Raw genomic sequence first — 23,070 nt, 5'->3', positions numbered from 1 at the left:
GCGCGGCAGAGGGGACGGGGCGATGCCAAGCCTGAAGGACCTCAAGAACCGCATCGCCTCGGTCAAGAGCACGCGGAAGATCACGAAGGCCATGCAGATGGTCGCGGCGGCCAAGCTGCGCCGCGCCCAGGACGCGGCCGAGGCTTCGCGGCCCTATGCCGAGCGGTTCAACGCCGTGCTCGCGGGCCTCGCCGCCGGCGCGAGGGGGTCGGACAACGCGCCGCTGCTGCTGCGCGGCACGGGGCGCGAGCAGGTCCACCTCCTTGTGGTGATGACCTCGGAGCGCGGCCTCTGCGGGGCGTTCAACTCCTCGATCGCGCGGCTCGCGCGCTACGAGGCCGAAAAGCTCCAGGGCGAGGGCAAGACGGTCAAGATCCTGACCGTGGGCAAGAAGGGCCGCGACATCCTGCGCCGCGACTGGGGACAGGCCTTCGTGGGCCATGTGGACCTCTCGGCCGAGCGGCGCATCGGCTATGCCGTGGGCCAGCGGATCGCGGCCGAGATCCTGCGCCGCTTCGAGGCGGGCGAGTTCGACGTCGCCACGATCTACTTCAACCGCTTCCGCTCGGTCATCAGCCAGGTGCCCACGCGCAAGCGCGTCATCCCCGCCGAGCTGGAGGAGGGGGCGGCGCCGTCGGCCCTCTACGACTACGAGCCGTCGGAAGAGGGCATCCTCGCGGACCTGCTGCCGCGCGCGGTGGCGACCCAGGTCTTTGCGGCCCTGCTGGAGAACCGCGCCTCGGAAGAAGGGGCGCGCATGACGGCCATGGACAACGCCACGCGCAACGCGGGCGACATGATCGACCGCCTGACGATCCAGTACAACCGCAGCCGCCAGGCCGCGATCACCAAGGAACTGATCGAGATCATCTCGGGTGCGGAGGCCGTCTAGGCCCCTGCGCGCCCCTCGCACTGACCGGGGCCGCGGCCCCGCCCGACGACGCACAGGAGACACGCCATGGCACTGGATGCAGGCAACAGCGGAGCGACGACCGGCAAGGTCACCCAGGTGATCGGCGCCGTGGTGGACGTGCAGTTCGACGGGCACCTGCCCGCGATCCTCAACGCGCTCGAGACCGACAACAACGGCAAGCGCCTCGTGCTCGAGGTGGCGCAGCACCTGGGCGAGAACACGGTGCGCACCATCGCCATGGACGCGACCGAGGGGCTGGTTCGCGGGCAGCGCGTGACGGATACGGGCGGCCCTATCTCGGTTCCCGTGGGGCCTGCCACGCTGGGCCGCATCCTCAACGTCGTCGGCGAGCCCGTGGACGAGCGCGGCCCCGTCGTCGCGGCCGAGGCCCGTCCCATCCACGCCGAAGCCCCGAAATTCGAGGACCAGTCCACCGAATCCGAGATCCTCGTGACCGGCATCAAGGTGATCGACCTGCTCGCCCCCTATTCCAAGGGCGGCAAGATCGGCCTGTTCGGCGGCGCCGGCGTCGGCAAGACGGTGCTCATCCAGGAGCTGATCAACAACATCGCCAAGGTGCACTCGGGCTTCTCGGTCTTTGCGGGCGTCGGCGAACGGACCCGCGAGGGCAACGACCTCTACCACGAGTTCATCGAGTCGGGCGTCATCAACATGGACGACCTCGAGAAGTCCAAGGTGGCGCTCGTCTATGGTCAGATGAACGAACCGCCCGGCGCCCGCGCGCGCGTGGCGCTGACGGGGCTGACCATTGCCGAGCAGTTCCGTGACGCCTCGGGGACGGACGTGCTGTTCTTCGTGGACAACATCTTCCGCTTCACCCAGGCGGGCTCGGAAGTGTCGGCGCTTCTGGGCCGCATTCCCTCGGCCGTGGGTTACCAGCCGACGCTGGCCACCGACATGGGTGCCCTGCAGGAGCGCATCACCTCGACGAAGAACGGCTCGATCACCTCGGTTCAGGCCATCTACGTGCCCGCCGACGACCTGACCGACCCGGCGCCTGCGACCTCCTTCGCCCACCTCGACGCCACCACGGTGCTGTCGCGCGCCATCTCCGAACTCGGCATCTACCCGGCCGTGGACCCCCTCGACTCCACCAGCCGCATCCTCGACCCCCAGGTCGTGGGACAGGAGCATTACGAGGTCGCCCGCTCGGTCCAGGGCATCCTCCAGCGCTACAAGAGCCTGCAGGACATCATCGCCATCCTCGGCATGGACGAGCTGTCGGAGGAGGACAAGCTGACGGTGGCGCGGGCCCGCAAGATCCAGCGCTTCCTGTCGCAGCCCTTCGACGTGGCGCAGGTCTTCACCGGATCGCCCGGCGTGCAGGTCCCCCTCGAGGAGACGATCGCCTCCTTCAAGGCCGTGGTCGCGGGCGAGTACGACCATCTGCCGGAAGCCGCCTTCTACATGGTCGGCGGCATCAAGGAGGCGGTCGCCAAGGCCGAGCGCATGGCGGCGGCGGCCTGACATGGCGGAGATGTCCGGCACCTTCCGCTTCGACCTCGTCAGCCCCGAGCGCCGCCTCGCGGGGCTGGAGGCGCGCGAGGTCCTGCTGCCCGCCACCGACGGGGAGATGACGGCGATGCCGGGCCACGCGCCCGTGATCACCACGCTGCGCCCCGGCCTCGTCCGCGTGGTCCATGCGGGCGGGACGGAGGAGTTCGTCGTCACCGGCGGCTTCGCCGAGATCACGGGCGCGGGCGTCACCGTACTGGCCGAGCAGTCCTTGCCGCGCGGCGAGGTGACGGCCGAGATCCACGCGCGCTGGGTGGAGGAGGCACGCTCCGCGCTCACGGCGGCCGAGGCGATCCCCGACCGCGCGGGGCCGGTGGACGATGCCGCGCGCCTTCTGGCCGACATGGTCGCCGTGGGCGACCGCATCGCCGTGGGACAGGCCCCCTCGCGGGCGCCCGCGCCCGGCTGATCGCCGCCTCCGCAGGTTGTGGAGAATGCGGGTCTTGCACGGCCCGGATGACTAGGCCCCGCTCCGCGCCGCCGTTAAGGTGTCGGGGCGGGAGGGGGCATGAAGCGGTTCAGCGGTTACCGGATCGGCATCGCCCAGGGCGAGAGCGTCCTCTTTTCGGACTTCGCCACGGGCGGCGCGATGTGGGAGGGGGAGGGCCCCCGGCAGACGACGGCCCCCGTGACCTTCGCCGAACCGTTCCGGAGCGAACCGGCCGTCCATGTCACCCTGACCATGTGGGACGTCGCCAACAGCGCAAATGCCCGCATCGACGTGTCGGCCGCCGACGTCCGGTGCGACGGCTTCGTGATCCTGTTCCGCACCTGGGGCGATACGCGCGTAGCGCGCGTGCGCGTCGGCTGGCTGGCCATCGGCCCGGTTCGCGACGACGAGGATTGGGAGGTCGGCTAGGCTGACGGTGCGCGCGCATCGGCGCGCAGGTCGGCCACCGTGCCCCCGGCGCGCGCGAAGTCGTCCCACAGCCAGGCCATGCGGTCCACGAACCAGGCCTTGAAGCCCGCGATCATGACGATCCCGAGCAGCGTCGCCCATGGGTCAAGCGCCCAGAGACCCCAGGCGAAGGGCAGCATGCCCAGGGCGCTGAGCACCGTCAGCGCCCGGACGGGCGCGATGTGGTGGGTCGCCACCGCCTCGGGACGGCGCAACCAGATCCGCTCGCCCAGGACGCCCCGGGCGCTCCAGCTGTCGAGCCGCGCCGGCGGGGGAAACAGGCGGGGGTTGAGCCAGATCCAGGCCAGCGCCGCCGACACGGGCAGGAGGGCCCACGTCCCGATCCAGACCCGCGACCAGACGGCGAGCGCGAGGAGCGGCAGCGGGGTGAGAAGGCGCGTCCAGACCGACCAGGGGTTCGCGTGGCGCGCCCAAGTCTCGTCGTCCATGCCCATCAGCCGCTCGCCCCCCCGCATGAGGACGCGCATGGCTGTCACCGCCCGGCATACATGCCTTCGTAGATGGGCGCGAGGCTGTCGGCCTCGAACAGCGACGACACGGACGTGCCGTGCCAGATGTTGAGGATCGCCTGAGCGAACATCGGCGCGGTCGGCACGATGCGGATGTTGCCCGCTTCCCGCACGGCCTGTCCCTGCTCGATCGAGTCGGTGATGACCAGCGATTTCATCCGGCTGGTCTTGATCCGGTCCACGGCCGGGCCCGACAGCACGCCATGGGTGATGTAGGCGTGGACCTCGCGCGCGCCGGCCTCGCAGAGCACCTCGGCCGCCTTGCAGAGCGTGCCCGCCGTGTCGCAGATGTCGTCCACGATCACGCAGATCTGGTCCTTGACGTCGCCGATGATGGTCATCTCGCCCACCTCGCCGGGCCGGGGGCGTCGCTTGTCCACGATGGCCAGCCCGCAGCCGATCCGCTGGGCGAGTTCGCGCGCGCGGGCGACGCCCCCCACGTCCGGGCTCACCACCGTCATGCCGTCGCACTGCCCGTCGAAATGGTGCAGGATGTCCAGCGCGAAGATCGGCGCGGCATAGAGGTTGTCCACGGGGATGTCGAAGAACCCCTGGATCTGCGCCGCATGGAGGTCGAGCGTCAGGATGCGGTCGATCCCAGCCCGCGTCAGCAGGTTGGCCACCAGCTTGGCGCTGATCGGCGTGCGCGCCTTCGCGCGGCGGTCCTGCCGCGCATAGCCGAAATAGGGGATCACCGCCGTGATCCGCGCGGCCGAGGACCGGCGCAGCGCGTCGGTGATGATCAGCAGCTCCATCAGCGTGTCGTTGGCCGGGTTCGAGGTCGGCTGGATGATGAACATGTCCTCGCCCCGGACGTTCTCGAAGACCTCGACGAAGATCTCCTGATCGGCGAACCGCTCGACCCGCGCCTTGACCGGCTCGACGGCGACGCCGCGATGAAGGGACATGCGGCGCGCGATGGCGCGGGCGAGCGACGGATTGGCGTTGCCGGCGATCAGCTTGGGCTCGGACAGGGCGGGCATGACAGGAAGTCCTCCGATTGCGCCGGCCGCCTAGCATGCGCCGGCCGCCACCTCCAGAAAGCGGTCCACCTCCGCGTCGGTCTTGGACCAGTCGCAGACGAGACGGCACAGCACGGGCTCGTCGGGGTCGCCCGTCTCGGGCCCCCACAGGTGATAGGACGCTCCGGCCGCGAAGAGGCGGCGATGCACGCGCCGGGGCATTGCCACAAAGGCGAGATTCGACTCCACCGGCCAGAGCGGCGGCCAGCCGAGCAATCCGAGACCTTTGAGGAGGCGCGCCGCCGCCGCATTGGCCTGCGCCGCCAGTTCGAGCCACAGACCGCCTTCCAGATAGGCCAGCATCTGCGCGGCCAGGAACCGGTGCTTGCTGACGAGATGGCCTGCCCGCTTGCGCCGCAGCTCGGCTTCCCGGGACAGGGCCGGATCGAACAGGACCACCGCCTCCGCCCCCATCAGACCGTTCTTGGTGCCCCCGAAGGAGAGAGCGGTCACCCCCGCGCGCCAGGTCGTCGCGGCGGGCGCGCAGCCCAGCTGAACCAGCGCATTGGCCAGCCGCGTGCCGTCCATGTGCAGCCGCACGCCGGCCGCCCGGGCGATCCGGGCGATCGCTTCCACCTCCTGCGGCCGATAGACGTTTCCGCGCTCGGTGGCCTGGGCGATCGTGACAGGCCCCTTCTGCGGCCCGTGGACCGAGCCGAGCGCCCCGAGCGCCCGCTCCAGGGCAGCGGGATCGAGCTTGGCCTCGGGCGCCGGCAGGGGGAGGAGCTTCGCGCCGCCCGTGAACATCTCGGGCGCGTTGCACTCGTCCTCGTGGACATGGGCGACATCCGTGCAGAACACGGCATCCCAGGGCCGCGCGAGCAGCGCAAGGCAGAGCGCGTTGGCGGCCGTGCCGGTCGTCACCAGATGCACGGCAGCCTCGGGCGCTTCCAGCACCTCGCGCAGCGCCTCGCAGGCGCGGAGGGTCCAGCCATCCTCGCCATAGGCCCGGGCTGGCCCGTCGTTGGCCCGGATCATGGCCTCCAAGACCTTGGGATGGACCGGGCCTGCATTGTCCGAGGCGAAGTCGAGATTCATGTGCCGGGCTCCCGGATGATGTGATCCTCCCACTCGTCATCGGCCACGGACGTCTCCGGAATCGCGAAGCCCCGGACCGAGACGCCCGCCCGGTGCACGCTGTCCCGGTCACCGGTCAGCAGCGGGTGCCAGTCGGGCAGCGGCAGGCCGAGATGGCGCAGGCGATAGGCGCAGGTTCGCGGCAGCCAGTAGAGGTTGCGCGGGATCGATTCGGGCGTCATGGCGACGCATTCGGGCACATGGCGGCGGCGGTCCGGGTAGGACCGGCACAGGCAGGTCTCGCAGTCGAGCAGCCGGCAGGCGATCCGCGTGAGCGCGACCTCCCCCGTGTCCTCGTCCTCGAGCTTGTTGAGGCAGCACTTGCCGCACCCGTCGCAGAGCGCCTCCCACTCGTCCGGGGACAGGTCCGTGATCGGCAACTCCCAGAAGTGCGGGCGCAGCTCAGGCATGGGCGAGCACGTCCCGGGCGCGGGCGCAATCCGCATCCATCTGGGAGATCAGCGCCGGCAGGCCGTCGAACACCTGCTCGGGGCGGAGCCATTCCACGAGGGCGACCGACAAAGTGGCCCCGTAGAGGTCGCCCGAGAAGTCGAACAGGAACGTCTCGCAATTGGGCACGGCCCCCCCGAACATCGGCCGCACCCCGATCGAGGCGGCGCCCCTGTAGCTGCCGCGATGGGGACCGTCGAGCACATCGGCCTTGACGGCATAGACGCCGAAGCGGGGCGGATGCAGGCGCTCGAGCGACAGGTTGGCCGTCGGATAGCCGAGCGTGCGGCCCCGCTTCTCCCCGTGCAGGACGGGTCCTTCGATGCGGTGCCAGTGGCCGAGCATGCGGGCCGCGTCGCGGGGGCGGCCCTCGCTCAGGGCCTGGCGGATCGCCGTCGAGGAGACCTCGACCCCGCCCAGCGCCACCAGCGGCGCGACCGTGACCGCCATCCCCTCCGCCTCGGCCAGACGCCGCAGCGTCCCGGCATCGCCGCTGCGGCCGCGGCCAAAGCGAAAGTCGGCGCCGACCACCACATGCGCAAGGCCGAGCCCCCGCACGAGAACGTCCCGGACGAAGGCCGCCGGGGACAGGCTCGCCAGCGCGCGGTCGAAGGGCAATTCGTAGAGCAGATCCACCCCGAGCAGGGCGAAGCGATGCGCCCGGGCCTGCGCGTTCATCAGCCGGAAAGGGGGGCCGTCGGGCTGGAACACCTCGCGCGGATGGGGCTCGAACGTGACCACGCCCAGGGGGGCGCCCCGTCCGCGCGCGAGGTCGAGCACTGCCTGATGCCCCAGATGGACCCCGTCGAAATTGCCGAGCGCCGCTGAGGCGCCACGGGCGTCCGGCGGGGCCACGGGGTCGCGGAGGATGCGCATGACGTGCTGGTTACCTGCGGCAAGGGCGGGCGGCAACCGGCCGCTCAGCGCAGAAATCCCATGGCATAGGTCGCCGAGAGCCCCTGCATCTGCGCATAGGCGGCGAGGGCCTCCGCTTCGGGCTGGCCCCCCCGGGGCGTCCGGGTTTCCTGCGCGGCCAGCCCTCCGGTCACGAGAATGCTGTCGAGCCCCTGATCGATCGCGCCGCGGATGTCCGTTCCGATCCCGTCCCCGATGGCGACGATCCGGCTGTCGGGGGGCAGGGGGCCGCTGGCGGCAAGGCGACGGCGCGCCAGGTCGTAGATCGGCGCATGGGGCTTGCCGAAATAAAGCGCCCGGCCGCCCATCTCCTCGTAGAGACGTGCCACGGCCCCCGCGCACCATTCGCGCACCTCGCCGCGATCCACGACGATGTCGGGATTGGCGCAGAGCAGCGGCAGGTCGCGCAGCCGTGCGGCCTCCAGCCGGGGGCGCAGCGTGTCGGGATCGGCATGCGGGTCGAACGGGGCGCAGCAGACGATCCCCTCGGCCTCCTCCAGGGGGACCGTCTCGATTCGCAGCGGGTCCGTCACGATATGGGGCGGCTCGAGAAAGGTGCGGTCGCGCGCCTCGCCCATGAACCAGACGCGGCGGCCCACCCGCCCCTCGAACAGCGCGACCCGGGCTGCATCGCCCGAGGTGGCGATCACGTCCCAAGCGTCGCGCGGGATGCCGAAGGCGGCGATCTGCGCCTCCACCCCCTGCCGGGGCCGGGGCGAGTTCGTCACGAGTGCGACGCGGCCGCCGCGCCGGCGAAAGGCCTGCATCGCGGCCACCGCCTCGGGGAAGGCGCGCAGCCCGTCATGCATGCAGCCCCACAGGTCCACGAAGGCGGCCTCGTAGCGCCCCGCAACCTCGGCGAAGGAGGCGATCAGGCGGGTCACCGGACCTTCAGCGCCGGGATGATCTGCTTCTTGCGCGACATGATGCCGGGCAGAACGACCGTGTCGCCCTCCACCCTGACGCCGAAGGTCTTCTCGGCCACCGTGCGGGACAGGTCGTCGGGCACCAGCATTGTCGCCTCCTCGCGCAGGATGTCCACCACGAAGAGCAGCACGTATTGCGCGCCGTCCTCCAGCGCGACCTTGGGCATGGCCGCCACCAGTTCGGCCTTGCGTGCCAGGATCGCCTCCGGCGAGACGGTCTCGAGCACGGAGACGCGGAAATCCACGCCGTCCACGGTATATTCCTTGGAGTCCATGCGCAGCAGCTCGGCCGCGGAGAAGCGCGACACGTCCGACTTCGCCGCGAACATCTTCGAGGAATAGCCGGGGATGTCCACGCCCAGTTCCCCGGCCAGCCGCTCGGCCAGCGCCCGGTCCCGCGGCGTCGTGGTGGGCGAGCGGAAGGCCAGCGTGTCCGACAGGATGCAGGATAGCGCGAGACCCTTGATCCCCTCGGGCGCCGCCGCGGCCGCCTCCTCGCCCATCAGGTCCCACAGGATGGTGGCCGTGCAGGCGAGCGGGCGGATCGTGACGTCGATCGGTCCCCTGGTCTCGAGGCCGGGGACGAGCTTGTGGTGGTCGATGATCGCCCGGATGTCCGCGTCGTTGATCGTCTCGGGCAGTTCGGCGATGTTGTTGGTATCCACGATCACCACCTTCTGCCCCGGCTCGAGGTGATCGAGCAGGGCCGGGCGCTCGAAGCCCCAATGCTCCAGGACGAAGGCCGCCTCCGTGTTGGGCTCGCCCAGCAGCCGGGCCTCCGCCGTCTCGCCCGTCCGGCCGAGATGCCAGGCCCAGACGATGGCGGACGCCGTCGAGTCGGTGTCGGGCGACTTGTGGCCGAAGACGAAGGTGGTCATGCGGAAGGTCCTGAAGCCGGGTCCGTGATCTCGGCCCGCTCCTTAGCGGGGGGCAGGGCGCTTGTCCACGCGGGGACTCCCGCGCGCGGGCGGGACGGCACGCTCCCCTCAGGCCGGGGCACGGAACCGGAGCAGCGCCCTCAGCCGGCGCGCCCAGGGACGCGTGGCCGCAGACGGCGCCTGCGGGACGGGCAGCGCGCGCCGCAGGGCGTCCGGCGCAGGCTCGGTCGGGGGGACGGGCTCGATCCGCAGACGTTCGGGCCGGGTGCGGCGGGCGGGCCGGTCCGGCCCCGGGGACGGGTCGGAGCCGGGCCGGGAACCGGCCGGAAGCAGGGGCAGGTACATGGCAGAGCCTTGGACAATCCGGCCCGAGGGCGCAGGGCGCATCGGTCGGGCACGGAGGACAGGAAGCGGGACGCGGCCATGGCGTCCCCGGGGCTGCGGGCGCCTGCCTCAGCAGGCGGGCGTGGAAAGCACCTCCGTCATGACGCAGCCTCCTTCCGGATGGCGGGCCGATCCGCCACGGAGGGGTGCCTAGCAGAGGGGCAAACCTCACGCAAGAGTGAGGCGACCGCGCCACGCCGCGGTGGCGTGCGCGCCACAGGCGGAAGCGCGCCGAGCACCGCCGGGGCCCCGTGCCGGGGCCGGAACGGCGCTGCGGACCGGGCGTTTTTCCCCTGTCGACCCTGGTGCCCGCGGGAGGCGCGACGCCAGGGCCGGGTTGCCGTTTGAGGAGGAAAGAATGGCGAACTACCGGGATGACGACCGTCGCTACGGCAGCGGTCCGCAGCGGGACAACGAAGGCTGGCGCGACGAGCGCTGGCAGGGCGGCAGCTACGGCGCGCAGAACCAGGGCTTCCAGGGAGGCGGCTCGGCCGGTCAGACCTATCAAGGCGGTCAGGGCCAGGGCGGCTACGGCCAGGGCGGCATGGGCGGCGGCTGGGGCCAGTCGTCCCAGGCGGGCCAGTCCGGCGGCTATGGCATGGGCCAGGGCGGCTACGGCATGGGCCAGGGCGGCTACGGCATGGGCCAGGGCGGCTACGGCTCCGGCGGACAGGAGGGCGGCTGGGGCGGCTCGTCCATGGGCGGCCAGGGCGGCTGGGGCCAGTTCCATCAGGGCGGCTACGGCATGGGCCAGGGCGGCTATGGTCAGGGCGGCCAAGGGCAGTCGTTCCAGGGCGGAAGCTCCGGGGGCTACGGCCAGGGCGGCTATGGTCAGGGCGGCTACGGCCAGGGCGGCTACGGCCAGGGCGGCTATGGTCAGGGCGGCTGGGGCCAGTCGCATCAGGGCGGCTACGGCTCCGGCGGCCAGGAGGGCGGCTGGGGCGGCTCGTCCACGGGCGGCCAGGGCGGCTATGGTCAGGGCGGCTCCGGCCAGTCCCAGGGGGGCGGCTACGGGTCCGGCAGCCAGGGCGGTCGCTGGGGCGGGTCGTCCATGGGCGGCCAGGGCGGCTGGGGCCAGTTCCATCAGGGCGGCTACGGCATGGGCCAGGGCGGCTATGGTCAGGGCGGCCAAGGGCAGTCGTTCCAGGGCGGAAGCTCCGGGGGCTACGGCCAGGGCGGCTATGGTCAGGGCGGCTACGGCCAGTCCCAGGGGGGCGGCTACGGGTCCGGCAGCCAGGGCGGTCACTGGGGCGGGTCGTCCATGGGCGGCCAGGGCGGCTGGGGCCAGTCCCATCAGGGCGGCTACGGCATGGGCCAGGGCGGCTACGGACAGGGCGGCTACGGCCAGTCCCAGGGGGGCGGCTACGGGTCCGGCAGCCAGGGCGGTCACTGGGGCGGGTCGTCCATGGGCGGCCAGGGCGGCTGGGGCCAGTCCCATCAGGGCGGCTACGGCATGGGCCAGGGCGGCTACGGACAGGGCGGCTACGGCCAGTCCCAGGGGGGCGGCTACGGGTCCGGCAGCCAGGGCGGTCACTGGGGCGGGTCGTCCATGGGCGGCCAGGGCGGCTGGGGCCAGTCCCATCAGGGCGGCTACGGCATGGGCCAGGGCGGCTACGGACAGGGCGGCTACGGCCAGTCCCAGGGGGGCGGCTACGGGTCCGGCAGCCAGGGCGGTCACTGGGGCGGGTCGTCCATGGGCGGCCAGGGCCAGCACAGCCAGTTCAGCGGGGCCATGGGCCAGCAGGGCGGCTGGGGTCAGGCCGGGCCGGGCTGGGGTCAGGGTGGCCAGGGTCAGGGCAGCCAGGGCCAGGGCGGCGGCCTGATCGGAGCGATCGGCTCCATGCTGGGCTTCGGCCAGGACCGTGACGGCGGCCGTCAGGTCTTCCGCGGGCGCGGGCCCAAGAACTACACCCGCTCGGATGCCCGGATCGAGGAGGACGTGAACGAGCGGCTGTCGCAATGCGGCATCGACGCCTCGGAGATCACCGTCTCGGTCAAGGACGGCGAGGTGACCCTGTCGGGCACGGTGGATTCGCGCTGGGCCAAGCGCCGGGCCGAGGACGCGGCCGACGACGTGTCGGGGGTCAAGCACGTCCAGAACAACCTGCGCGTGCAGGAGCAGTGGTCGAGCGCCTCGGGCTCCATGGGCTCTCCCTCCTCGTCCACCTCGGCCTCCACGATGGGGATGGGCACGGCGACCGGTCAGACCGGAAGCGAGTCCGGGTCCTCGGGCAGCCAGGGCCGGTCGCGCGGCTGACCGGCCGCCCCGTCCGATCCCGCCACGCCGGCCGCCTTCGGGCGGCCGGTTCGCGTTCGGACAGGCCGCGCCGGGGGTCGGCCGCGGGGCTTGCGGGGCGTTGACAAGGGAGCGGGGCTTTCCTATCTCGCCGGCGCTGGCACTCACCGAGGGAGAGTGCCAACAGCTCGACGGATAGGACAACCGAACGCCAGGAGCCCTGCAATGGCCTCGTTCAAGCCGCTCCATGACCGCGTGCTCGTGCGCCGCGTGCAAAGCGAAGAGAAGACCAAGGGGGGTCTCATCATCCCCGATTCCGCCAAGGAGAAGCCCGCCGAAGGCGAGGTGATCGCCGTGGGCGAGGGCGCCCGCAAGGATTCGGGCGAGCTGATCGCGCCCTCCGTCAAGCCCGGCGACCGCATCCTGTTCGGCAAGTGGTCCGGCACGGAAGTGACGCTCGACGGCGAGGAGATGCTCATCATGAAGGAGAGCGACATCCTCGGCATCGTCGAGACCACCGGCTCGGCCGCCAAAGCCGCCTGATTGCTTCAACCCTGACACCCGAGGAGACAGCCCAAGATGGCCGCCAAGGACGTCAAGTTCGACAGCGACGCGCGCAGCCGCATGCTGCGCGGCGTCAACACGCTCGCCAACGCCGTCAAGGTCACGCTCGGTCCCAAGGGCCGCAACGTGGTGATCGAGAAGTCGTTCGGCGCCCCCCGGATCACCAAGGACGGCGTCACCGTCGCCAAGGAGATCGAGCTCGAGGACAAGTTCGAGAACATGGGCGCCCAGATGGTGAAGGAGGTCGCCTCCCGCACCAATGACGAGGCGGGCGACGGCACCACCACCGCCACCGTCCTCGCCCAGGCGATCGTCCTCGAGGGCATGAAGGCCGTCGCGGCCGGCATGAACCCGATGGACGTCAAGCGCGGGATCGACCTGGCCACCTCCAAGGCCGTCGAGGCCATCAAGGCCGCCTCGCGCCCCGTGAAGGACAGCGACGAGGTCGCCCAGGTCGGCACCATCTCGGCCAACGGCGAGGCCCAGATCGGCCGCTTCATCGCCGACGCGATGCAGAAGGTCGGCAACGAGGGCGTCATCACGGTCGAGGAGAACAAGGGCCTCGAGACCGAGGTGGAAGTGGTCGAGGGGATGCAGTTCGACCGCGGCTACCTCAGCCCCTACTTCGTCACCAATGCCGAGAAGATGACGGCCGAACTCGAGGATGCGCTGATCCTCATCCACGAGAAGAAGCTGTCCTCGCTCCAGCCGATGGTCCCGCTGCTCGAGGCCGTCATCCAGTCGCAGAAGCCGCTGCTCATCATCGCCGAGGATGTCGAGGGCGAGGCGCTGGCCACGCTCGTGGTCAACAAGCTGCGCGGCGGCCTCAAGGTCGCGGCCGTCAAGGCGCCGGGCTTCGGCGACCGCCGCAAGGCCATGCTGCAGGACATCGCGATCCTGACCGCCGGTCAGGTCATCAGCGAGGACCTGGGCATGAAGCTCGAGAATGTCGGCCTCGACATGCTGGGCCGCGCCAAGAAGATCGTCATCAAGAAGGATGACACCACGATCATCGACGGCGCCGGCGACAAGTCCGAGATCGAGGCCCGCGTGGCCCAGATCCGCGCCCAGATCGAGGAGACGACCAGCGACTACGACCGCGAGAAGCTGCAGGAGCGGGTCGCCAAGCTGGCCGGCGGCGTGGCCGTGATCCGCGTGGGCGGCATGACCGAGATCGAGGTCAAGGAGCGCAAGGACCGCGTGGACGACGCGCTCAACGCCACCCGCGCCGCGGTGCAGGAAGGCATCGTGGTGGGCGGCGGCGTGGCGCTGGTGCAGGCGGCCAAGACGCTGGCCGACCTCAAGGGCGCCAACCCCGACCAGGATGCCGGCATCCAGATCGTGCGCCGCGCGCTCGAGGCGCCGCTGCGCCAGATCGCCGAGAATGCGGGCGTGGACGGGGCCGTGGTCGCGGGCAAGATCCGCGAATCCGAGGACAAGTCCTTCGGCTTCAACGCCCAGACCGAGGAATACGGCGACCTGTTCGCCTTCGGCGTGATCGACCCGGCCAAGGTCGTGCGCACCGCGCTGGAGGATGCCGCGTCCGTGGCGGGCCTGCTCATCACCACCGAGGCGATGGTGGCCGACAAGCCCAAGGACGAGAAGGCCGCCGCGCCGGCCGGCGGCATGGGCGGGATGGGCGACTTCTGATCGTCCCCGCCGGACGGCACGACGGGAGGGCGCCCTTCGGGGCGCCCTTTTCGTCGGCAGGATGGCGGGTGCGGTCATGGCGGTTCTCCTTTCCCGCCCATCCTCGCCGGGAAAGGTTAACGCATCCTTGCGGCACCGCGCGTTGCGCAGCCGGCGCAAGCACCTGTCGGGCCTGGGAAAACTTCCTTAACGGCCGTTAACCGGACCGGTCGGCCTAGTAGATGTAGCGGATGCGGTCCGACCAGTAGCGCTCGAGCCGGCGCAGCGCGTGCACGATCTCCTCGAGCGAGGAGAGATCGAGGATGCCGCGCGCCGCGATCCCCTCGGCCTGGGTCGCGAACAGGCGCGCCACCACGTCGCGCATCCGGCGGCCCTTGTCCGTGAGCCGCACGCGCACGGAGCGGCGGTCGATCTCGGACCGCTGGTGGTGCAGATAGCCCAGATCCACAAGCTTGCGCAGGTTGTAGCTGACATTGCTGCCCTGGTAGCAGCCGCGCGAGCGCAATTCGCCCGCCGACACCTCGGCATCGGCGAGGTTGAAGAGCAGCAGGGCCTGGACGGGGTTGACGTCGCGGATGGCCAGACGCTCGAACTCGTCCTTGATGGTGTCGAGCAGGCGGCGGTGGAGCCGCTCCACCAGGTTGAGCGCGTCGAGATAGCGGGCCAGAAGGGCCGCGTCGCGGAGGGCGGGGCCCGGATCGAGGGGGGTGCGGAGGGTCATGGCGGGTTCCGGTGGCGATTCGCTGTCCGCCACCTTGCGTCCCGAACTCCCAATAAAGCGTTAACGGCCCGGCTCGTCCCCGCCCCAGAGGGCCACGAATTCGCGCCATTCGCCGCGCGACATGCCCGAATCCGCCTCCGTCACCCGTTCGCCGCGCAGGCGGCGGCGGAGGACCTCGACCCCCTGCGCCGACAGGGTGACGGCGCCGAGGCGCCAGTCCTCGAAGGCGCGCCAGGTGAGCGGCACCCAGTCGCGCACGAGGCCCGCGATCGCCTCGGCATAGACGCGGATCTCCCACTGGGCATGGGGGTCCATGCGCAGCCGGAGGAAGTGGAGCAGGTTGTGCAGGTTCGCCTTCCAGTACCACTGGGTATAGACGTTCATCGGCAGGTCCATCCGCGCGAGCTCCCGCGCGAGGCCCTGCTGGCCCTCGGTCGCGATCATCGCCTCGTAATGGCCGTAGGCGCGGGCGGCATCCTCGCGCAGCCAGGCGAGGACGCGCGCGGCCTCCTCGGCGCCCAGCGCCGCGCCGCGGCCCTGGTTGTTGGTGGCCGACTGGGCCGCGAGATGCTCGGGCGCGGGAATGTAGAACTCGCGGTCGAGGACGGAATAGCGCGCGGAATACTCGTTGACCGAGGCCGTGCGGTGCCTGATCCACTGGCGCGCCACGAAGACGGGCAGCTTCACATGGAGCTTGATCTCGCACATCTCGAAGGGGGTGGAATGCGCGTGGCGCATCAGGTAGCGGATCAGCCCCTCGTCGCTCGAGACCGAGCGGGTCCCCTTGCCGTAGGAGACGCGCGCGGCCTGCACCACGGCCGAATCGTCGCCCATGTAGTCCACCACCCGCACGAAGCCGTGGTCGAGCACGGGGACGGGGACGTGCAGCCGCGCCTCCATCCCCGGCGAGACGGGGCGGAGCGTCGGGCGGCTCTCGCGGCGCAGGGCGTCCGATTCGGCCTGCTGCTCGGGGGTCAGGGGCATGGGGCGGTCCCTTCTCTGGGCCGGGCGAGTGTAGCGGCCGGACCGGCAGAGGCGAGGCCCCGCGACCGGGCCCGGCGCTGCCGTGGTGCCGCGGACACGGCGAGGGAGCACGACGCGGCGGAGCGTTGACCGGCGCAAGCGGCCGGCCCAGCATCGGCCGCGTTCCCACCGGCGAGGCCCGTCATGCTGCGCATCCTGCTCCTTCTCGGGCTTGTGGCGGTTCTGCCCGCCTGCGGCGACGGGCAGCCCTTCTTCGAGGACCCTCCGGGCGGCGACGGCGGCGGGGATGACGGCGGCGGGGATGATGGCGGCGACGACGGCGGGGTGGGAGGCGACCCCGACCTGCCGCCGGGCACCGAGAGGCCCACCCCGCAGGCCCGGATCTTCCGCTTCGAGGCCGAGGACGGGCAGGGGGGCGGGTTCGTCCGCTCGGTGCGCTACGACGCCGCCACGGATCGCTTCACGGTGGACAACCTCGCCTTCGACGGCGATCGGCCCTATCGGCGGGACCGGGACGTGCCGACCCTGTCGGGCGGCGGGCGCGGCGAGCCCGTCTATGCGGTCTACGAGGCGCGCACCTTCGAGCGCGATGCCCAGACCGGCCGGCCCATCCGGCAGCTCGAATACCAGGCAATCTACGGGGTGAGCGCGCGCACCGTCCGCGAGGGCGGGCAGGAGCTGCCCGCCTCGCGCTTTGCCATCGTGCGCACGGGCTCCTATGCCGGCTACGGCTTCGGAGGCTTCGTCTACGAGCGCAACGGAGGCGTGGTCCTGCCCGCTTCGGGGCAGGCGCGCTATGACGGCGAATATGCCGGGATGCGGGTCTTCGACGGGCGACCCGGCCTCGAATACACCCGCGGCGACGTGGACATGGCCATCGACTTCCGCGACTTCCGGCAGGGGCGCGGGGTGCGGGGCGAGATCACGAACCGCCGCGCCTTCGACCAGCAGGGCCGCCCCGTTCCCCTGGGAACGGGCGAGGGGGAACTGCCGCTGCCGGACCTGCTGTTCACGATCGGGCCCGGCACGATGACGCCGAACGGCGAGATGACCAACGCCCTGGGCAGCCGGATCGTCCGCGACGGGCGGGTGGCGGATTACGAGACGGGCCGCTACTATGCCATCCTCGGGGGGCGCAACGCGGACGAGGTGGTGGGCGTGTTCGTGGTCGAGAGCGACGATCCGCGCTTCGATGGGGTCCGGGCGCAGGAGACCGGCGGCTTCATCCTCTACCGATGAGGCGTCTCCTCGCCCTCCTGCTCGGGCTGTGGACGGGCGAGGCGGCGGCGCAGGTCGTCACCGATGCGGCCGGCCTGCGCGAGATCGGGGCGGTTCTCCTGGCCGAGGGGGACGCCGCGGGCGCCCGCGCGGCGGCCGAGGCGCTGCTCGCGCGCGATCCGTCGGATCTGGCCGGACTGATCCTGGCCGCGCAGGCCGCGCTCGCGCTGGGCGATCCGGCGGCGGCGCTGGAGCGGGCGCGCGCGGCCCATGCCGTGGCGCCGCCGGGCCCCGCGCGGTTCCTGGCCGCGCGGCTCGCGGCGCGGGCCCATGCCGATCTGGGGCAGGACACGCGCGCGATGATCTGGCTGCGCCGCGCGCGGGGGGATGTCCCCTCCGAGGAGGCGGCGGCCGACCTGGCCGAGGACTACCGCCTTCTGGCGGCGCGCAACCCCCTTTCGGTGTCGGTCGCCTTCGGGGTCGCGCCCAGTTCCAACATCAACGGCGGCAGCCGGGCCGAGACGATCGTGCTGCCCGGCCTGCCCTTCGAGTTCGTTCTGGACGGCGAGGCGCGGGCGCTGTCGGGCTGGCGCGTCTCGGCCGGGCTCGGCCTGGCCTGGCGCCTGCGCGAGGGCGAGCGCGACGCGACCTTTCTCGAGGCGCAGGTCTCGGGGCGCACCTATGTGCTGAGCGACGCGGCCCGCAGGCAGGCGCCCGAGGCGCGGGGGCGGGACTTCGCCGACGTGGCGCTGAGCGTCGGGCTCGTGCAGCGCTGGCGCGCGGAGACGGGCGAGTCGCGCGAGGCGGCGCTGTCGCTGGGTCAGAGCTGGTTCGGGGGCGAGCCCTGGCTGCGCTTCGGCCAGATCGCGCACGAGCGGGAAGTGTTCCTGGGCGAGCGCGACAGCCTGCGCCTGACGGGATTCGCCGAATGGTCCGGGCGGCTCGACGGGGGCGGGGACGACTGGAGCCTGGGCGCACGCGCGGCCTGGACCACCTGGACCGCCGGCGGGGACCGCGTGACGCTGAGCGCGGGGCTGCGCGGCAGCCTGTCGGAGGTGGAGGACACGAGCTATCGCGGCGCCACCTTCGGCGCGACCTTCGACCGGCGCGAGCTGCTGCTCGGGCTGCGGGTGGGGGCGGGGGCCACGTTCGACTGGCGCGACCATCCGCTCTCGGCCTATGCCTTCGACGGGCGGCAGGACCGGCGCGCGACCCTGTCGGTCAGCCTCGGCCTGCCCGGCCTGGAAGTCTGGGGCTTCGAGCCCGTCCTCGGCCTCGAGGCGAGCCGGACCTGGTCGGACGTCTCGCTCTACGACCGCGAGGCGCTGACGCTGGACCTCGGGCTGCGGTCGGTGTTCTGAGGGCTGGCGCACGGGTGCCGGGCCGCTAGCTTGGCCCCCGAGAGGCCGCGAAAGGGAGACCAGCCATGTCCATCCGCTATCTGCACACGATGGTCCGCGTGAAGGACCTCGAGACGTCCAAGGCCTTCTACGAGAAGCTGGGCCTGCGCGAGACGCGCCGGATCGACAACGAGAAGGGCCGCTTCACGCTGGTCTTCATGGCGCCTCCGGGCCAAGAGGAGACGCCGGTCGAACTCACCTACAACTGGGACGGGGACGAGGGGCTGCCCTCGGACAGCCGGCATTTCGGCCATCTGGCCTACGAGGTGGACGACATCTATGCGCTCTGCCGGTCGCTGATGGAATCGGGGGTGACGATCAACCGCCCGCCGCGCGACGGGCACATGGCCTTTGTCCGCTCGCCCGACAACATCTCGATCGAGCTGCTCCAGAAGGGCGAGCCCAAGCCCCCCGAGGAGCCCTGGGCGTCGATGCCCAACACGGGCCACTGGTAAGGCCGCGTCAGGGGGCGAGCTTGCGCAGCCGGTCGCCCGGCCGCACCTCTCCGTCCCGCTCGACCGCGCAGAGGACGCCGCGCAGGCGCAGGGGGGGATGGCCGGGCGCGGTGATCCAGTCGAGCGCGTCGCGCCCGTAGCGCACCTTCCACTTGACGCAGCCCTCGTTGAAGAGGGCCGAGACGCGCAGCACCGCCGTGCCGGCCCGAAGCAGCGTGCCCTCGGGCAGGTTCTCCTCGGAGGTGTCGAGGTCGGCCGTGATCGTGTCGCCGGGATGGGGGACATGCTCGCGCTCGCGCCAGACGAGATCGAGGACGCGGGCGGGCAGGATCGAGACCTGGATGCGCGGGTCGGGCCGTCCGTCGGGCAGGCGCAGCCAGGGCTGGGTCAGCCAGCGGTCGCCCGGCACCCCCTCCGCCCGCGTCAGCCGCAGGCGGTCGGGAAAGCTGCGCCGGTTGAAGCCCGGGCGGTGGCAGAGCAGCGTCACGGGCCCGTCGTCGCGCGGCGCGGCGAGGACATGGGGCAGGGCCGCCATCAGCTCGGCCATGGTGACGGGGTTGCGGGCGCCGGGCGGGCGGCGGAGGGGGGCCGGGTCCATGTCCGTCAGCATGGCCCGCCCCCCCGATCCGTCAAGCCGCCTCAGGATGCGAGCAGCACGGCCGAGCGGGCCGACGCGGCGGCCCCCTCGTCGGCGCCGAGGATCGCGCGGGCCACGGTCGCGGCCATCTCCTCGGCGCTGGTGATGCCCTGGTGGAAGGGGTGGCGGTGGAGCAGGAAGGGCAGGGCGAGGCAGTAGAGCCCGTCCGACAGGCCCAGCGCGTTGACGGGCCGGAACGCCTCGTCGAGCTCCACGCCGGGGACCTCGCGCAGCGGGGGCAGCTCGTCCTCGTCCCAGCCCACGGCACGGTCGGGCAGGCGCGGGCGGCGGATCGCGCCCTGGGCGAGAAGGCTGGGGAAGGGGATGTCGGCCGCGTCGAGCGCGCGCTGGCCGGTGGCCTCGACAAAGGCGTCGAAGCGCGTCTCCTCGCCGTTCAGGTGCAGCACGGCGCCGCCTCCTTCGGGCGCTGTGTCGATGCGGTGATCGCGGCCCAGCCGGATCACGGCGATGCGCCCCGCGCGGTGCAGCGCGAGCAGCCGCTCGATCGATTCGTGGGGAACGGTGGCGTAATTGTCCACGAACACCGCCTTCCAGCCGCGATGGAAGCGCTCGAGGTCCTCGGGCGAGAGGTGCGGGACCATGCGCGCGACGGTCTCGTGCGTGCGCAGGATGGCGTAGCGCCAGGGGACCACGCGCGCGCGGGCGTAGTCGGCGGCCGATTCCTCGAGGTTGCGGGCGGCCCAGGTCCAGGGATCGGCCGCCTCGCGTTCGGCGAAATAGGCGCGGGCGAAGCCGTCGGCGTCGAGCAGCGCGAGGCCCACCCGCCCCGCCCAGTCGGGATCGGCGGCCACGATCTCGGCCCGGAACAGGTCGAACACGGCCTCGAGCAGGCCCGAGGGCCCGGCGGCGCAGAGCGCGTCCACGGCCTCGGGGGTGCAGTGGGTGCAGGGCTCGTAGGGGATGGGGAAGAAGAAGTCGGCCTCGGGCAGCAGGCCCTTGCGCGACATCAGCGTGAGCCGGAAGCGGTCGGCGCCTGGCAGGGGGTGGAAGTCGAGCCGGCCCGCCGCGTCGCGCAGGAAGGTGCCGTTGGCTTGGGCTACCGCCACGGCCGCGTCGATGGCCGAGAGCGAGGTGCCGCGGATGCCCACATGGCGGTTCGTGAGCCCCCGCAGCGCGGCGGTGGGATAGGGCGAGACGAAATAGCCCGGCCGCGTCTCGGTCCAGTCGGGGAATGTGTGGCCGGTGGCGAGGACGGCGTGCGCGAAGCCCTCGCGCAGCGTCTCGCCGTCCGGGCCCCGCAAGGTCAGGAGCACGTCGTCCGCGCGCAGCTCCACGTCCTCGAGCCGGTGCAGGGGGCGGACGGCGACGCGGTGGCCGCGCGCGACCCCCCCGGCCACGACGCGGGCGAGCCCGTCGCGGAAATAGGCGCCGAGCACGACGCGGGGAAAGAAGGTGCGCGGGTCGATCGCCGCCCGCTCGACCCCCAGCGCGGCAAGGGCGGCGTCGTCCTGCGCCGAGAGCCAGTCCACGAGCGTCATTCCCCCCACGGGCGGGATCTCGATGCTGGCGATGTTGGCGAGCATGCCGGGCCCGTTGCGGTCCGGGTCGTAGGGCATGCCCCAGCCCGCCTCCTCGGCCTGCTCGAACAGCGTCAGGTCGAGGGGGCCGGGCGCGGCGAGAAGATGCGCGGCCGTGTAGATGCCGGTCGGGCCGGTGCCGACGATCGCGATGCGGCCGGTCATGGGGGACTCCGGGACGGGGGGAGGGCGCAGGGCAGGAGCTAAGCGCCCTGCGGCCGCCTTCAAGGGAGGGGCGGGCGGCGGAGCGTCGCGCCCGCGCGTCCTGTCACCGAACCGTCACGCAACTGCAGCGAAACCGTCACACCCCCCCGGTAGTCGGGCGCCGAGCGGAAGGGAGCGCCCATGCTGGCCATCGAGAACCTGACGCGCCGCTTCGGGGCGAACACGGCCGTGGACCGGGTGACCCTGACGGTCGAGCGCCCGGCGATGATCGGCATCATCGGGCGGTCGGGGGCGGGCAAGTCCACGCTGCTGCGGATGATCAACCGCCTGACCGACCCCACCGAGGGACGCGTGCTGTTCGAGGGGCGCGACGTGACCGCCCTGCGGGGCGCGGCCCGGCGCGGCTGGCAGGCGCAATGCGCGATGATCTTCCAGCAGTTCAACCTGGTGCCCCGGCTCGACGTGGTCTCGAACGTGCTGCACGGGACGCTGAACCGGCGCGGCACGCTGGCCGCGCTGTTCGCGCTCTGGCCCGAGGCGGACATCCGCCGGGCGCTCGCCATCCTCGACCGGCTGGGGATCGCCGCGCACGCGCCCAAGCGGGCCGAGGCGCTCTCTGGCGGCCAGCAGCAGCGCGTGGCCATCGCGCGCGCTCTGATGCAGGACCCCCGTATCATCCTGGCCGACGAGCCCATCGCCTCGCTCGATCCGATGAACGCGGCGACCGTCATGGACGCGCTGCGCCGCATCCACGAGGAGGACGGGCGCACGGTGATCGCCAACCTCCACACGCTGGACACCGCGCGGCGCTACTGCGACCGCATCGTGGGGATGCGCGACGGGCGCGTGGTCTTCGACGGCACGCCCGCCCAGCTCACGCGAGGGGTGGCGCGCGACATCTACGGCGCCGACGAGACCTTCTCGGAGGAGGCGACCTCCACCGCCATCGACGGCCGCGATCCCACCCCGCGCCCCGTGCGCGACGCGGAGGCGATGGTCTGACCCCCTGTCCGGCCCGGCCGTTCCGGCCCGGCCCCCTTCCCGGAGATCGGAGATGAACAAGCTCTTGGCTCTTGCCCTGGCCAGCACGGCCCTCGCCCCTGCGGCCTGGGCGCAGGAGGAGGCGATCACCCAGTTCCGCATCGGCCTGCTCGGCGGCGAGAACGTGCAGGACCGGCTGGCCTCCAACGAGTGCCTGCGCGCCTATGCGGAGGAGGCGCTGGGCGTGCCGACCCAGCTCTTTGCGCCGGCGGATTACAACGGCGTCATCCAGGGGCTGCTGGGCGGGACGCTCGACATGGCTTGGCTCGGCCCCTCGGCCTATGCGGCGGTCTATGTGGAGAATCCCGAGGCGGTGGAGCCCGTGCTGGTCAAGACCAACGAGGACGGCTCCTACACCTATTACTCGATCGGCTTCGCCCGCGCCGATTCGGGCATCACCTCGCTGGCGGACCTGGAGGGCAAGGTGTTCGGCTTCGGCGATCCGAACTCCACCTCGGGCTACCTGATCCCGAAGGTGGAGATCCCGCAGGCGGGCTACTCGATGGAGCCGGGCGAGTTCTTCGGCGACATCCGCTTCACCGGCGGGCACGAGCAGACGATCATCGCCGTGCTGAACGGCGACGTGGATGCGGGCGTGACCTGGGCCGACGGGCTGGGCGAGTGGTCCGAGGGCTACAATTCGGGCGCGCTGCGCCGGGCCGCCGATGCGGGCATCGTGGACATGAACGACCTGGTGGAGATCTGGCGATCGGAGCCCATCGCCGAGGGGCCGATCGTGCTGCGCAAGGCGCTGCCCGAGGACGTCAAGCAGACCATGATCGACCTGCTCGAGAACCTGCACGAGGCCGATCCCGAATGCGCCTACGGCGTGGCGGCGGGCGAGACGGCGGGTTTCACCCCCATCGGCCACGACGCCTACGAGACGATCATCGCGATCCGCCTCGCCGAGATCGGCGAGTGAGGACCGGGGG

Annotated in this window: 23 protein-coding genes; 12 read left to right on the top strand and 11 right to left on the bottom strand. The window is 71.9% G+C overall.

Annotation, left to right across the window (positions count from 1 at the left end):
• Nucleotides 1–22: 22 nt before the first annotated feature.
• The 4 genes from GT358_RS06725 (at nt 23) to GT358_RS06710 (ending at nt 3,308) form a co-directional block, all read left to right on the top strand.
• Nucleotides 23–892, top strand: coding sequence for a F0F1 ATP synthase subunit gamma (locus GT358_RS06725; protein WP_166581826.1), 870 nt, complete (start codon nt 23–25; stop codon nt 890–892).
• Between the two features lie 66 nt (nt 893–958).
• A complete protein-coding gene (atpD, locus tag GT358_RS06720) occupies nt 959–2,401 on the top strand; it encodes a F0F1 ATP synthase subunit beta (RefSeq protein WP_166581825.1) in 1,443 nt (480 codons plus the stop codon).
• A 10-nt stretch (nt 2,402–2,411) separates the two neighbouring features.
• Complete coding sequence (locus tag GT358_RS06715) at nt 2,412–2,858, top strand: F0F1 ATP synthase subunit epsilon (RefSeq protein WP_166582034.1); 447 nt, start codon at nt 2,412–2,414, stop codon at nt 2,856–2,858.
• A gap of 99 nt (nt 2,859–2,957) precedes the next feature.
• A complete protein-coding gene (locus GT358_RS06710; protein ID WP_166581824.1) occupies nt 2,958–3,308 on the top strand; it encodes an H-type lectin domain-containing protein in 351 nt (116 codons plus the stop codon).
• Here the strand turns inward: GT358_RS06710 and GT358_RS06705 are convergent.
• Genes GT358_RS06705 through GT358_RS06675 form a run of 7 tightly spaced genes read right to left on the bottom strand, consistent with a single transcriptional unit; the run spans nt 3,305 to nt 9,145 of the window.
• Nucleotides 3,305–3,835 (bottom strand): DUF6653 family protein, encoded by a 531-nt coding sequence (locus GT358_RS06705; RefSeq protein ID WP_166581823.1) that lies wholly within the window; start codon nt 3,833–3,835, stop codon nt 3,305–3,307. The genes GT358_RS06710 and GT358_RS06705 overlap by 4 nt on opposite strands.
• 5 nt (nt 3,836–3,840) lie before the next feature.
• The gene (locus GT358_RS06700; protein ID WP_166581822.1) at nt 3,841–4,860 is read right to left on the bottom strand and encodes a ribose-phosphate pyrophosphokinase; all 1,020 of its coding nucleotides are present in this window, start codon (nt 4,858–4,860) and stop codon (nt 3,841–3,843) included.
• A 30-nt stretch (nt 4,861–4,890) separates the two neighbouring features.
• Nucleotides 4,891–5,937 carry a low specificity L-threonine aldolase gene (locus GT358_RS06695; RefSeq protein WP_166581821.1) on the bottom strand — a complete coding sequence of 349 codons (1,047 nt, stop codon included), beginning with the start codon at nt 5,935–5,937 and terminating at the stop codon, nt 4,891–4,893.
• The gene (locus GT358_RS06690) at nt 5,934–6,386 is read right to left on the bottom strand and encodes a YcgN family cysteine cluster protein (protein WP_166581820.1); all 453 of its coding nucleotides are present in this window, start codon (nt 6,384–6,386) and stop codon (nt 5,934–5,936) included. The genes GT358_RS06695 and GT358_RS06690 overlap by 4 nt, the downstream gene beginning before the upstream one ends.
• Nucleotides 6,379–7,302 carry a bifunctional riboflavin kinase/FAD synthetase gene (locus tag GT358_RS06685; RefSeq protein WP_166582033.1) on the bottom strand — a complete coding sequence of 308 codons (924 nt, stop codon included), beginning with the start codon at nt 7,300–7,302 and terminating at the stop codon, nt 6,379–6,381. Before GT358_RS06685 ends, GT358_RS06690 begins: the two co-directional genes overlap by 8 nt.
• Nucleotides 7,303–7,346: 44 nt before the next feature.
• On the bottom strand, nt 7,347–8,225 hold the full coding sequence (locus tag GT358_RS06680) for a TIGR01459 family HAD-type hydrolase (protein WP_166581819.1): 879 nt from the start codon (nt 8,223–8,225) through the stop codon (nt 7,347–7,349).
• The gene (locus GT358_RS06675) at nt 8,222–9,145 is read right to left on the bottom strand and encodes a manganese-dependent inorganic pyrophosphatase (protein ID WP_166581818.1); all 924 of its coding nucleotides are present in this window, start codon (nt 9,143–9,145) and stop codon (nt 8,222–8,224) included. The genes GT358_RS06680 and GT358_RS06675 overlap by 4 nt, the downstream gene beginning before the upstream one ends.
• 742 nt (nt 9,146–9,887) lie before the next feature.
• On the opposite strand from GT358_RS06675, the gene GT358_RS16635 reads away from it, so the two are divergent.
• The 3 genes from GT358_RS16635 (at nt 9,888) to groL (ending at nt 13,979) form a co-directional block, all read left to right on the top strand.
• The gene (locus tag GT358_RS16635; RefSeq protein ID WP_166581817.1) at nt 9,888–11,786 is read left to right on the top strand and encodes a BON domain-containing protein; all 1,899 of its coding nucleotides are present in this window, start codon (nt 9,888–9,890) and stop codon (nt 11,784–11,786) included.
• 204 nt (nt 11,787–11,990) lie between these two features.
• Nucleotides 11,991–12,308 (top strand): co-chaperone GroES, encoded by a 318-nt coding sequence (gene groES, locus GT358_RS06665; RefSeq protein WP_166581816.1) that lies wholly within the window; start codon nt 11,991–11,993, stop codon nt 12,306–12,308.
• A gap of 36 nt (nt 12,309–12,344) precedes the next feature.
• Complete coding sequence (gene groL, locus GT358_RS06660; RefSeq protein WP_166581815.1) at nt 12,345–13,979, top strand: chaperonin GroEL; 1,635 nt, start codon at nt 12,345–12,347, stop codon at nt 13,977–13,979.
• 214 nt (nt 13,980–14,193) lie between these two features.
• On the opposite strand, the gene GT358_RS06655 is transcribed toward groL, so the two are convergent.
• Together GT358_RS06655 and thyX are read right to left on the bottom strand one after the other, a co-directional pair.
• Entirely contained in the window at nt 14,194–14,700 is a 507-nt protein-coding gene (locus GT358_RS06655) for a MarR family winged helix-turn-helix transcriptional regulator (RefSeq protein WP_166581814.1), read from the bottom strand.
• Nucleotides 14,701–14,760: 60 nt separating this feature from the next.
• Complete coding sequence (gene thyX / locus GT358_RS06650) at nt 14,761–15,684, bottom strand: FAD-dependent thymidylate synthase (protein WP_166581813.1); 924 nt, start codon at nt 15,682–15,684, stop codon at nt 14,761–14,763.
• A 183-nt stretch (nt 15,685–15,867) separates the two neighbouring features.
• On the opposite strand from thyX, the gene GT358_RS06645 reads away from it, so the two are divergent.
• The 3 genes from GT358_RS06645 (at nt 15,868) to GT358_RS06635 (ending at nt 18,757) form a co-directional block, all read left to right on the top strand.
• Nucleotides 15,868–16,923 carry a hypothetical protein gene (locus tag GT358_RS06645; RefSeq protein WP_166581812.1) on the top strand — a complete coding sequence of 352 codons (1,056 nt, stop codon included), beginning with the start codon at nt 15,868–15,870 and terminating at the stop codon, nt 16,921–16,923.
• Nucleotides 16,920–18,263, top strand: coding sequence for a hypothetical protein (locus GT358_RS06640; protein ID WP_166581811.1), 1,344 nt, complete (start codon nt 16,920–16,922; stop codon nt 18,261–18,263). The genes GT358_RS06645 and GT358_RS06640 overlap by 4 nt, the downstream gene beginning before the upstream one ends.
• A 65-nt stretch (nt 18,264–18,328) precedes the next feature.
• Nucleotides 18,329–18,757, top strand: coding sequence for a VOC family protein (locus GT358_RS06635; RefSeq protein WP_166581810.1), 429 nt, complete (start codon nt 18,329–18,331; stop codon nt 18,755–18,757).
• A 7-nt stretch (nt 18,758–18,764) separates the two neighbouring features.
• Here the strand turns inward: GT358_RS06635 and GT358_RS06630 are convergent, their stop codons facing one another.
• A complete protein-coding gene (locus tag GT358_RS06630) occupies nt 18,765–19,367 on the bottom strand; it encodes a hypothetical protein (protein ID WP_243730741.1) in 603 nt (200 codons plus the stop codon).
• Between the two features lie 29 nt (nt 19,368–19,396).
• Nucleotides 19,397–21,097: an FAD/NAD(P)-binding protein gene (locus GT358_RS06625; RefSeq protein WP_166581809.1), complete on the bottom strand. Its 1,701-nt coding sequence runs from the start codon at nt 21,095–21,097 to the stop codon at nt 19,397–19,399.
• 180 nt (nt 21,098–21,277) lie between these two features.
• On the opposite strand from GT358_RS06625, the gene phnC reads away from it, so the two are divergent.
• Together phnC and phnD are read left to right on the top strand one after the other, a co-directional pair.
• Nucleotides 21,278–22,099, top strand: a complete 822-nt coding sequence (gene phnC, locus GT358_RS06620; RefSeq protein ID WP_166581808.1) for a phosphonate ABC transporter ATP-binding protein — start codon at nt 21,278–21,280, stop codon at nt 22,097–22,099.
• 52 nt (nt 22,100–22,151) lie between these two features.
• Complete coding sequence (phnD, locus tag GT358_RS06615; RefSeq protein ID WP_166581807.1) at nt 22,152–23,060, top strand: phosphonate ABC transporter substrate-binding protein; 909 nt, start codon at nt 22,152–22,154, stop codon at nt 23,058–23,060.
• The last annotated feature ends 10 nt before the right edge of the window (nt 23,061–23,070 follow it).

The sequence above is a fragment of the Rubellimicrobium sp. CFH 75288 genome, from assembly GCF_009904055.1.
GTDB lineage: Bacteria > Pseudomonadota > Alphaproteobacteria > Rhodobacterales > Rhodobacteraceae > Rubellimicrobium.
Note: the sequence above shows the minus strand (reverse complement) of the source record. Positions and strands in the feature narration are given on the sequence as shown.

What these genes read in the sequence shown, in the direction of transcription:
- GT358_RS06725 (WP_166581826.1), top strand. Translation starts at nt 23, where the DNA reads ATGCCAAGCCTGAAGGACCTCAAGAACCGCATCGCCTCGGTCAAGAGC.
- atpD (WP_166581825.1), top strand. Translation starts at nt 959, where the DNA reads ATGGCACTGGATGCAGGCAACAGCGGAGCGACGACCGGCAAGGTCACC.
- GT358_RS06715 (WP_166582034.1), top strand. Translation starts at nt 2,412, where the DNA reads ATGTCCGGCACCTTCCGCTTCGACCTCGTCAGCCCCGAGCGCCGCCTC.
- GT358_RS06710 (WP_166581824.1), top strand. Translation starts at nt 2,958, where the DNA reads ATGAAGCGGTTCAGCGGTTACCGGATCGGCATCGCCCAGGGCGAGAGC.
- GT358_RS06705 (WP_166581823.1), bottom strand. Translation starts at nt 3,835, where the DNA reads ATGCGCGTCCTCATGCGGGGGGGCGAGCGGCTGATGGGCATGGACGAC.
- GT358_RS06700 (WP_166581822.1), bottom strand. Translation starts at nt 4,860, where the DNA reads ATGCCCGCCCTGTCCGAGCCCAAGCTGATCGCCGGCAACGCCAATCCG.
- GT358_RS06695 (WP_166581821.1), bottom strand. Translation starts at nt 5,937, where the DNA reads ATGAATCTCGACTTCGCCTCGGACAATGCAGGCCCGGTCCATCCCAAG.
- GT358_RS06690 (WP_166581820.1), bottom strand. Translation starts at nt 6,386, where the DNA reads ATGCCTGAGCTGCGCCCGCACTTCTGGGAGTTGCCGATCACGGACCTG.
- GT358_RS06685 (WP_166582033.1), bottom strand. Translation starts at nt 7,302, where the DNA reads ATGCGCATCCTCCGCGACCCCGTGGCCCCGCCGGACGCCCGTGGCGCC.
- GT358_RS06675 (WP_166581818.1), bottom strand. Translation starts at nt 9,145, where the DNA reads ATGACCACCTTCGTCTTCGGCCACAAGTCGCCCGACACCGACTCGACG.
- GT358_RS16635 (WP_166581817.1), top strand. Translation starts at nt 9,888, where the DNA reads ATGGCGAACTACCGGGATGACGACCGTCGCTACGGCAGCGGTCCGCAG.
- groES (WP_166581816.1), top strand. Translation starts at nt 11,991, where the DNA reads ATGGCCTCGTTCAAGCCGCTCCATGACCGCGTGCTCGTGCGCCGCGTG.
- groL (WP_166581815.1), top strand. Translation starts at nt 12,345, where the DNA reads ATGGCCGCCAAGGACGTCAAGTTCGACAGCGACGCGCGCAGCCGCATG.
- GT358_RS06655 (WP_166581814.1), bottom strand. Translation starts at nt 14,700, where the DNA reads ATGACCCTCCGCACCCCCCTCGATCCGGGCCCCGCCCTCCGCGACGCG.
- thyX (WP_166581813.1), bottom strand. Translation starts at nt 15,684, where the DNA reads ATGCCCCTGACCCCCGAGCAGCAGGCCGAATCGGACGCCCTGCGCCGC.
- GT358_RS06645 (WP_166581812.1), top strand. Translation starts at nt 15,868, where the DNA reads ATGCTGCGCATCCTGCTCCTTCTCGGGCTTGTGGCGGTTCTGCCCGCC.
- GT358_RS06640 (WP_166581811.1), top strand. Translation starts at nt 16,920, where the DNA reads ATGAGGCGTCTCCTCGCCCTCCTGCTCGGGCTGTGGACGGGCGAGGCG.
- GT358_RS06635 (WP_166581810.1), top strand. Translation starts at nt 18,329, where the DNA reads ATGTCCATCCGCTATCTGCACACGATGGTCCGCGTGAAGGACCTCGAG.
- GT358_RS06630 (WP_243730741.1), bottom strand. Translation starts at nt 19,367, where the DNA reads ATGCTGACGGACATGGACCCGGCCCCCCTCCGCCGCCCGCCCGGCGCC.
- GT358_RS06625 (WP_166581809.1), bottom strand. Translation starts at nt 21,097, where the DNA reads ATGACCGGCCGCATCGCGATCGTCGGCACCGGCCCGACCGGCATCTAC.
- phnC (WP_166581808.1), top strand. Translation starts at nt 21,278, where the DNA reads ATGCTGGCCATCGAGAACCTGACGCGCCGCTTCGGGGCGAACACGGCC.
- phnD (WP_166581807.1), top strand. Translation starts at nt 22,152, where the DNA reads ATGAACAAGCTCTTGGCTCTTGCCCTGGCCAGCACGGCCCTCGCCCCT.